Raw genomic sequence first — 7,672 nt, forward strand, 5'->3', positions numbered from 1 at the left:
GGACTGTTTTGTGCGCTCACCGGCGAAACAGTCCGGCGGGTTCAAATTTTTCCCAAGCGCGGTGAGATGCCGCGCTCTCGTTCTCTGCCGTGAGATGCGGCAAAGGAGGCTCCAGAATCATGGCGAAAGGTGCTCGTATCCGCTCTGGGCCTATGCCGGACGAGAACTCTGCACGGTCTGATGCTCGCGGCTACAGGCTGGAGGATTTGCCAGCGTCCGGCTATGACGGCCCGGTGCCCGACTTTCCACTGCCCAACGTGACTGATCGTGAGTCTGAGGTATGGGAGTGGGCGTGGCGGACTCCGCAGGCGTGCGCGTGGTCGATGGACGTGTCGGGGTGGCTGGTGCGTTCGGTGGCGATGTGGACTCGGCTGTCTGTCCGGTGTGAGGACGCCACCGTGTCGGCCCCGGTGCTGGGGCAGTTGCATCGTTTCGCTGAGCACATCGGCTTGACGCCTGCTGGTTTGGCAGCTCTGGGGTGGAAGATCACAACCCGCACCGCCTCGTCAGTCGAGGCTGAGGCTGCGACGCCGAAGCGGTCTCGCGGCTCGAAGCTGAGAGCGATCAATGGCGGCCTCGCTTCCTGACGATGACTGGTCGGTTGCGTGGCCAACTCTGGGGTATCTGTCTGCTGACTGGATCGAGGCCCACTGCCTGGTCGCTGACGGCTGGTCGATGGGTGAGCCGTTTGTGCATGACGGCTGGCAGTTGTGGTGCACACTCAACCATTACAGGGTGAAGCCGAAGGCGGTGTTTAACCAGGCCCGCCCGGTGGGTGCGCCAGCGTTCCAGTATCGCCGTTCGCAGGTGGTGGGGCCGCAGAAGACGGGGAAGTCGCCGTGGGCTGCGTCGCTGATCCCGTTCGAGGCTGTCGGGCCGTGCATTTTCGCTGGCTGGGCTGTTGGTGGCGAGCGGTATCGGTGTGTCGATCATGGCTGCGGTTGCGGGTTCGTCTACGCCTACGATGCGGGTGAGCCGATGGGTATTCCGCGGCCGGTGTCCCGCATCCAACTGTTGGCGACGGCTGAGGATCAGACCGACAACATTTACGCGCCGCTCCAAGAGATGATCAGGCGCGGCCCGTTGCAGGAGCTGATGCGGGTTCGTGAGGATTTCATCCGCACGCCGAACAATGGCGAGGTGTTGCCGATCACGGCTGCACCGAACTCGAAGGTGGGCGCTCCCATCCATTTCGCGGTGGCGGATGAGTCAGGCCTGTACACGGGCAAGCTGATCAAGGTATGGCAGCATATGCGCCGCGGCTTGGCGGGTATGGGTGGTCGTGGCCTGGAGGTGACGAACCCGTGGGACCCGATGGAGAACTCGGCGGCTCAGCAGACGTTTGAGTCATCATCGAAGGATATTTTCCGGTTCTACCGCAGGCCGCCCACTGACCTGAGGTTTGAGCTGAAATCTGAGCGGGCGAAGATTCTGCGGTTTGTGTATCGCGGGTCGCCGTGGGCTGATCTGGAGGCAATCGAGGCCGAGTGCGCCGAGTTGATGCACACCGACCCGGCGCAGGCGAAGCGGTTCTTTGGGAACATGCTGGTGCAAGGCTTGGGCGCGTTCCTGCCTGAGGCTGTGGTGGAGGCTGCTGAGCTTGCGGTCGACGTGCCGGACGGCGCGGCGGTGTGTGGCGGGTTTGACGGGTCACGGTCGAGCGACTGGACGGCGCTGCGATTGCAGACGATTGACGGGCATCGGTTCACGCCAACGTATGGGCCAGATCAGCGTCCAGCGGTATGGAACCCAAGGGAGTGGCCGGAGGGTCGTATCCCTCGCGGCGAGGTTGATGCCGCCGTGGATGAGGTGATGCGCCGCTACAGGGTGGGGCGCATCTACTGCGACCCGCGGCACTGGGAAACGCAGGCCGATGCGTGGGCGTCGAGGTTCGGTGACGATGTGGTGCTGCAGTGGCCGACGAACTCGATTGCGCGCATGTTTCCAGCACTGGTCAGGTACCGGGAGGACATGGCCGAGGGGTTGACGACGCACGCCCCGGATGAGGTGTTCAAGGCTCAGGCGTTGGCGGCCCGGATGGTCGCGAAACCGGGCGACAAGTTCATTCTCGGCAAACCGGCTGAGCATTTGAAGATCGATGTGGTGATGGCTGACGTGCTGGCGCACGAGGCTGCCGCGGATATGGCGGCGGCCGGTTGGTCGACCGAAGCCAAGGAAACGATTTTCTTCCTATGAGTCGCGAAAGGGGTGGCTGCGTGTGCTGAGTGTTGACGAGCTGCAAACTCTTGACCGGCTGTACCTCGACCTACGTTCCCATCGTGATTCTGACGACATGCTGCTGTCCTACTACGACACGGAGCATGCCTTCACGCATATCGGGTTGGCGTTGCCGCCTGAGTATCGCCGCGAGTATGACGTGATCACGTCGGGGGCGGCTGTGGTGGTGGACTCTGTGGTTGATCGCCAGCAGATGCGCGCCCTCGTGCTCCCCGGCGAAGAGAAGGCCGATGACCGGTTGCGCGCTATCTGGGATGCGTCGAACGGCGACGTGCAGCTCGCGATGTTCAATCGGGATCGCAGACTGTTTGGTCGGGCGTTCCTGACGGTGGGCGGCAATAACAAGAATCCGGATCTGCCGTTGATCCGTGCCGAATCTCCGCGTGAGATGGCTGGCCTTGTTGATGAGCGTCACGAGATGGTGACGGCGGCTGCACGGTTCTACGGCGTGGATGCCGTGACTCGACGCACCCCTTGTTTCGCGACGCTGTATCTGCCTGATGAAACGGTGTGGGTTGAGTGGTCGCCGCGTACCGGCAAGTGGGTCGAGGTCGACCGCGACCAGCACCGGATGGGTGTCGTCCCAGTGTTCATGCACCTCAACAAGAGGGTTTCAGGGTCATGGGTTGGGAGGACGGCGCTGACCAGGGGCCTGCGGTCGATCATCGACAGCTCGTGCCGGAATCTGACGAACCTGCAGTTCGCGGTCGAGTCGCATGGCATCCCCCGCATCTTCATGACTGGGGTCGTGAAGGGCGATTTTGTTGACCCGAAGACTGGTGAGCCGTTGCCGGTATGGGCCGCCTACTACAACGCGATTCACACAATCACAAACCCGCAGGCGAAGGTCGGACAACTCACCGCCTCCGATTTGAAGAACTTCCGCGCCGCCCAGGAGGCGTATGCGATCGAGATGTCGGCGGCGACGGGCTTCCCGATCTCGTATTTCGGGCTCTCGACAGCGAATCCTCCGGCTGAGGGCGCGATCGTGGGCGAAGAGAAACGGCTTGTGCGTACCTGTGAGGCGGAGAACTCCGAGGTGGGTATGACTGTCGGATGGGCCGCTGCGCTCGCCTATCAGATCGCGACTAAGACGCAACTCCCCGGCAACAGGGTGCGGGTGGATTGGCACAATCCGGCGACCCCGACGGTGGCGCAGCGCATGGACGCGGTCGTGAAGGCCAAGCAGTCCGGCATCGTGTCCCGAGAAGGCGCTTGGGATGAGTTGGGGTGGTCGCCCGCCCGAAAGCGTCGCGAAGAGGGATATTTCCGTAACGAGGCGAACCTCGACCCTGAAATGCAGCTCGCATCGGAGCTGATACGTGGGACCGGCTGACAGTTTCCATCTGGCGCAGATCGCGACCGGGCGCGGCGTCGAGGTGCTGGTGTCGCGGATTTGGCGTAACGGCATGCGGCGTCCTGAGGATTGGCCGGATGTGTCGCGGCGACTGTCAGTGACGGTTGCTGCCGGTCAGGTGAGGGCTGCTGAGCGTGCTGGCCAGTTCGCGGCTGACGCTCTGGGCGTGGACTCGCTGATCAACCCGCGCAGCTTCGCCGGTCTCGCCTCCGATGGCCGCTCGCTGGATGGGCTGCTGTACTCGGGTGTGGTGCGTGCGCGTTCGGCATCGGGGCCGATGGCTGAGCGTATGGCGGCTGGTGGTCAGTGGATGGCGGGCCTCGCGAAGACCATGGTGGCTGACGCTGGTCGGGCTGCGACGCAGGCGACGATTGCGGCAACGCCGCGAGCTGGGTGGGTGCGTCTGGTGCGGCCCCCGTGTTGCCAGAGGTGTGCAGTGCTGGCTGGGAAGTGGTTCCGATGGAATGAGGGTTTCCGGCGGCATCCACTGTGCGACTGTGTGCATCGTCCGGCGCTGAGTGCGCCGCCGCCCGATTATTCGTCATCGATCGCACCTAGCCAGATTCACGACCTGACTGAGGCGCAGCGCAGGGCGATAGATGAGGGTGCGGACGTCAATCAGGTGATCAACGCTTATCGCAGAAGCTCGAAGAGTCGCGAATCATACCTGCTGACTACTGAGGGGATGTCGAAGCACGGAACCGCGAGGAACGCCTTGGGTAGATCGGGGAAGAGGCTTACCCCAGACGGCATTTTCCGCATCGCGGAATCGCGGGAGGAGGCGGTGCGCCTCCTGGTGGAGCACGGATACATCCTCCCCAATGTGCCGCTCGGGAGAGGCGGCGCTGCCGGGTACGGACAATTCGGTCGCGGCGGCAAGAGGGTCGCAGCACGGAATGCGGTCGAGCAGGCAAATGCGGCCGGAGTCAGGGCTGGCGACAGGTACACGATGACTGCGGCGGAGCGTCGCATGCACGACGCCAAGGTGAGGCTGAATGCGGCTCGCAAGAGCGGCGATTCCTCCGAGATCGCCGCCGCGGAGAAGGCATATCAGCGTTGGTTTGCGACAAGCGGCCAGATTTACACATGACCACCCGGGGCGAGATGCGCCGGACAAAACATGAGGGAGACGAGATGTCCAACCCCGCAAGCAATGCCGTGCCTGATGAGCAGGTCGAAGCGACCAACCAGCCGCACCCCCCAGACTCTGGCGGCGATTTCAAAAACGACGACTCGAAAAACGCTGTGCTCGCCGATCTGGCCAAGGAGCGCGACAAGCGCAAGGCGCTGGAGGATCGTTTCAACAAGCTGGCGGCCGCGCTCGGAGTCGACCAGAAGGCCAGCAAGGATGCCGACCTGTCGGAGAAGGTGGCCGACTTGACGACCCGCCTCGACGTGTCGGAGTTGGCGCGTCGTCACGGCATCACTGATGAGGACGATTGTGCTGCGCTGGCGGCCGTCACTGATTCGCAGGCCCGAGCCAAGCTCGCTGCCCGCCTCGCACCCCAGAAGGGTGCCGAGAAGGGTGAAGAGCCTGACGACGCCACCGTTTTCCCGCGCCCCAAACCGGATGCCTCGCAAGGCTCCAAGGGTGCGCCCCCCAAACCTGAGCCGCTGCCGGGCCGCGACCGTCTGGTTGCTGGCATCGAAGCGGCGCTGGGGAAGAAATAAGCCGTCTCGCCACCCCCGGCGAGCGAAACCAGAAAAGGAGTGAACAGCTATGGCTGTTACTTTCGCACAGGCCGCCACGTTGGTGGCCGACCCCGTTCGCCGGGGTGCCATCGAAACCGCGTCGCAAGTGTCGTGGGTGTGGGACAGGATGCCGTTCGAGGACATCGAGGGCAACGCCTACGCATACGACAAGGACAAGGTGCTTCCCGGCACCGCGTTCCGCACCGTCAATGAGGCGTACGTCGAGTCGACCGGTGTCATCAATCAGGCCACTGAGAATCTGGTGATTCTGGGTGGCGACGCCGATGTTGACCGCTACATCGAGCGCACTAAGCGTTCGGCTCGCGGCGTGCTGTTGGCTGACCAGATCAGGATGAAGCTGGAGTCGGCGCAGGCCACCTACGTGGACGCCATGTTCAACGGCGACACTGCGGTTGATCCGAAGTCGTTCGATGGTCTCAAGAAGCGGCTCGTCGGGTCGCAGGTCATCGACTCAACTACGGCCCTCACTAGCGACGCCGCTCTGGACGACCTCGACAGCCTGTTCGCGGCTGTCGACGGCGGCCCCGATGTGGTGTACACGTCGAGTGATCTGCTCGGCAAGTACAAGTCGCTTGCGCGCAAGCTCGGCGGCTCCGAGTACGTCGTCTCGGAGATGACCGGCAAGCGTGAATGGACCTGGAACGGCGTGCCGTTCATCGACCCCGGCAACCACTGGTCGGGGCGCAAGACTCTGCCTGTCGGCGGCGGCGACCTGTACGCGATCAAGTTCGCCTGGAACACCGGCTCGGTTGGTGTGATGGGCATCCAGAACGGCCCGCTCGACTGCTACACGGTCGGCGAGTTGCAAGAGAAGCCTGCCTACCGTGCACGCATCGACTACTACCCCGGCCTTGTCGTGCAGGGTGGCCGCGCCGCGGCTCGCCTGCGTGGCGTCCAGAAGGCCTGAGAGGAACTGGATCATGGCTACTCGACCCAAAACAACCCGCATCGCGGATGACCAGACGCAAAACAAGCCGCAGACCACCGCAGCAGGCGACGCGCCCGCCGACACGTTCGACCCGGCGGAGCGTGCCAGCTCAGCGCCGGCCGACAAGGCCGCTGCTGCGGCTGCTGGTCACATGACGGTGAATGCGATCAAGCCGGTTGCCTCTATCCCGACACCTGCTGGCGGCAACCGGTCGGAAACGTATTCAGCGTTCGATCAGACCGGCAAGGAGTTCACCGTCACCCACAACTATGACACGGGCGCGACGAGCGCCGTACCGAAGGGGTGACTCAATGAGTGAGGGGGTGGCGAGGCGCTACTCGCAGAGCGATCTGGAGGCGAATTTGGGCCGCCCCCTCACCGATGCCGAAGCGCGTCAGGCCGAGCTGTGGACTGAGTGGGCTGAGGCGACCATCGCGAGACGTACGGGTGGCCTCGACCAACTAGACCAAGACATGTTGCGCATGGTGCTCGTAGAGTCCGTGTCAGCGCGACTGCGGCGTCCCGATCCGGTGACGCAGGTCAGTGTGCGTGTCGATGACGCGTCGGTGATGCGCAGCTATGCAGCATCGACCGGCCTGATCGAGATCCGCCCCGAATGGTGGGAAGCCCTCGGAGTGGTCGAGACCGGAGCGTTCTCAGTGTCGCCATACGGGGAACCTGGCCGCCATGTTGCTCGATGACGTGCGGGCCGAGCTGCCCGGACTGAGGGCGCAGGCCGAATCGCTGATGACCTCACAATGGCGCATTGAGCGGGACACGGGTGAGATGTCCGAGTCCGGCTACAGCGACCAGGCTATGCGAGAGGTCGTCTATGAGGGGCGAGGCAAGCTCCAAACCTACGAGGGCTACGAGCAGTCAACCACCATCGGCCCATCGTCGGCTGTCGTGCAGCGGATGCAGCTCCATCTCCCGGTTAGCCGCTACAAGCCGCAACTCGGCGACATAGCGACATGCATGCACGCCTGCGATCCAGGGCTTGTGGGGCGCAGGTTCCGTGTCGCGCAAACGTGGCCGGTCAAGGACTTCGCGACCGCCTACCGGGTATCCGTGGACGAGATCGTGAAAGGGGCCTGATGGCTGGTGCATCGATCGACGTAACCGAGGTCCGCGAAGCGGTCGCTGACATGTCGCAGGTGCCTGTCCGAGTGCTCGCGAAGGTCAGGCTGATCGTCGCCAAAGGCTCCCTGAACATCAAGAATCAACTGCGTGCCGAGGCTGAGAAGTCGCGGCACTTCAAGCTGTCCACCCACATCAACTACGAGCTTGACTCTGACGAGTACGGCTCGCAGATCGGGCCGGTGAAGGTGGGTGCGGGCAACCTTGCGAACATCGCCTACTTCGGGGGCTCGCGGGGTGGCGGTGGGACGCTGCCTGACCCGCGTGTGGCGCTGGAGGCCGAGACAGCCGAGTTCATG

Annotated in this window: 9 protein-coding genes; all 9 read left to right on the top strand. The window is 63.6% G+C overall.

Annotated elements, in window-relative coordinates; all coding sequences use genetic code 11:
• Positions 1–567 precede the first annotated feature (567 nt).
• A complete protein-coding gene (locus ACTQ1S_RS08920; RefSeq protein WP_441029632.1) occupies positions 568–2,196 on the top strand; it encodes a hypothetical protein in 1,629 nt (542 codons plus the stop codon).
• Between the two features lie 22 nt (positions 2,197–2,218).
• Positions 2,219–3,574 carry a phage portal protein gene (locus ACTQ1S_RS08925; protein ID WP_441042200.1) on the top strand — a complete coding sequence of 452 codons (1,356 nt, stop codon included), beginning with the start codon at positions 2,219–2,221 and terminating at the stop codon, positions 3,572–3,574.
• Entirely contained in the window at positions 3,561–4,685 is a 1,125-nt protein-coding gene (locus ACTQ1S_RS08930) for a hypothetical protein (RefSeq protein ID WP_441042202.1), read from the top strand. Before ACTQ1S_RS08925 ends, ACTQ1S_RS08930 begins: the two co-directional genes overlap by 14 nt.
• A gap of 44 nt (positions 4,686–4,729) precedes the next feature.
• Positions 4,730–5,266 carry a hypothetical protein gene (locus ACTQ1S_RS08935; protein ID WP_441042204.1) on the top strand — a complete coding sequence of 179 codons (537 nt, stop codon included), beginning with the start codon at positions 4,730–4,732 and terminating at the stop codon, positions 5,264–5,266.
• A 49-nt stretch (positions 5,267–5,315) separates the two neighbouring features.
• Positions 5,316–6,215 carry a major capsid protein gene (locus ACTQ1S_RS08940; protein ID WP_441547536.1) on the top strand — a complete coding sequence of 300 codons (900 nt, stop codon included), beginning with the start codon at positions 5,316–5,318 and terminating at the stop codon, positions 6,213–6,215.
• 13 nt (positions 6,216–6,228) lie between these two features.
• On the top strand, positions 6,229–6,543 hold the full coding sequence (locus ACTQ1S_RS08945; RefSeq protein ID WP_441042209.1) for a hypothetical protein: 315 nt from the start codon (positions 6,229–6,231) through the stop codon (positions 6,541–6,543).
• A 4-nt stretch (positions 6,544–6,547) separates the two neighbouring features.
• A complete protein-coding gene (locus ACTQ1S_RS08950; RefSeq protein WP_421016213.1) occupies positions 6,548–6,937 on the top strand; it encodes a hypothetical protein in 390 nt (129 codons plus the stop codon).
• Positions 6,924–7,331: a DUF6093 family protein gene (locus ACTQ1S_RS08955; RefSeq protein ID WP_441042210.1), complete on the top strand. Its 408-nt coding sequence runs from the start codon at positions 6,924–6,926 to the stop codon at positions 7,329–7,331. The genes ACTQ1S_RS08950 and ACTQ1S_RS08955 overlap by 14 nt, the downstream gene beginning before the upstream one ends.
• Positions 7,331–7,672: hypothetical protein (locus tag ACTQ1S_RS08960; RefSeq protein ID WP_441547537.1), on the top strand; the 342-nt coding region annotated here is incomplete at its 3' end. The genes ACTQ1S_RS08955 and ACTQ1S_RS08960, both read left to right, overlap by 1 nt.

It is taken from the genome of Collinsella sp. LCP21S3_D3, assembly GCF_052118305.1.
Classification (GTDB): domain Bacteria; phylum Actinomycetota; class Coriobacteriia; order Coriobacteriales; family Coriobacteriaceae; genus Collinsella.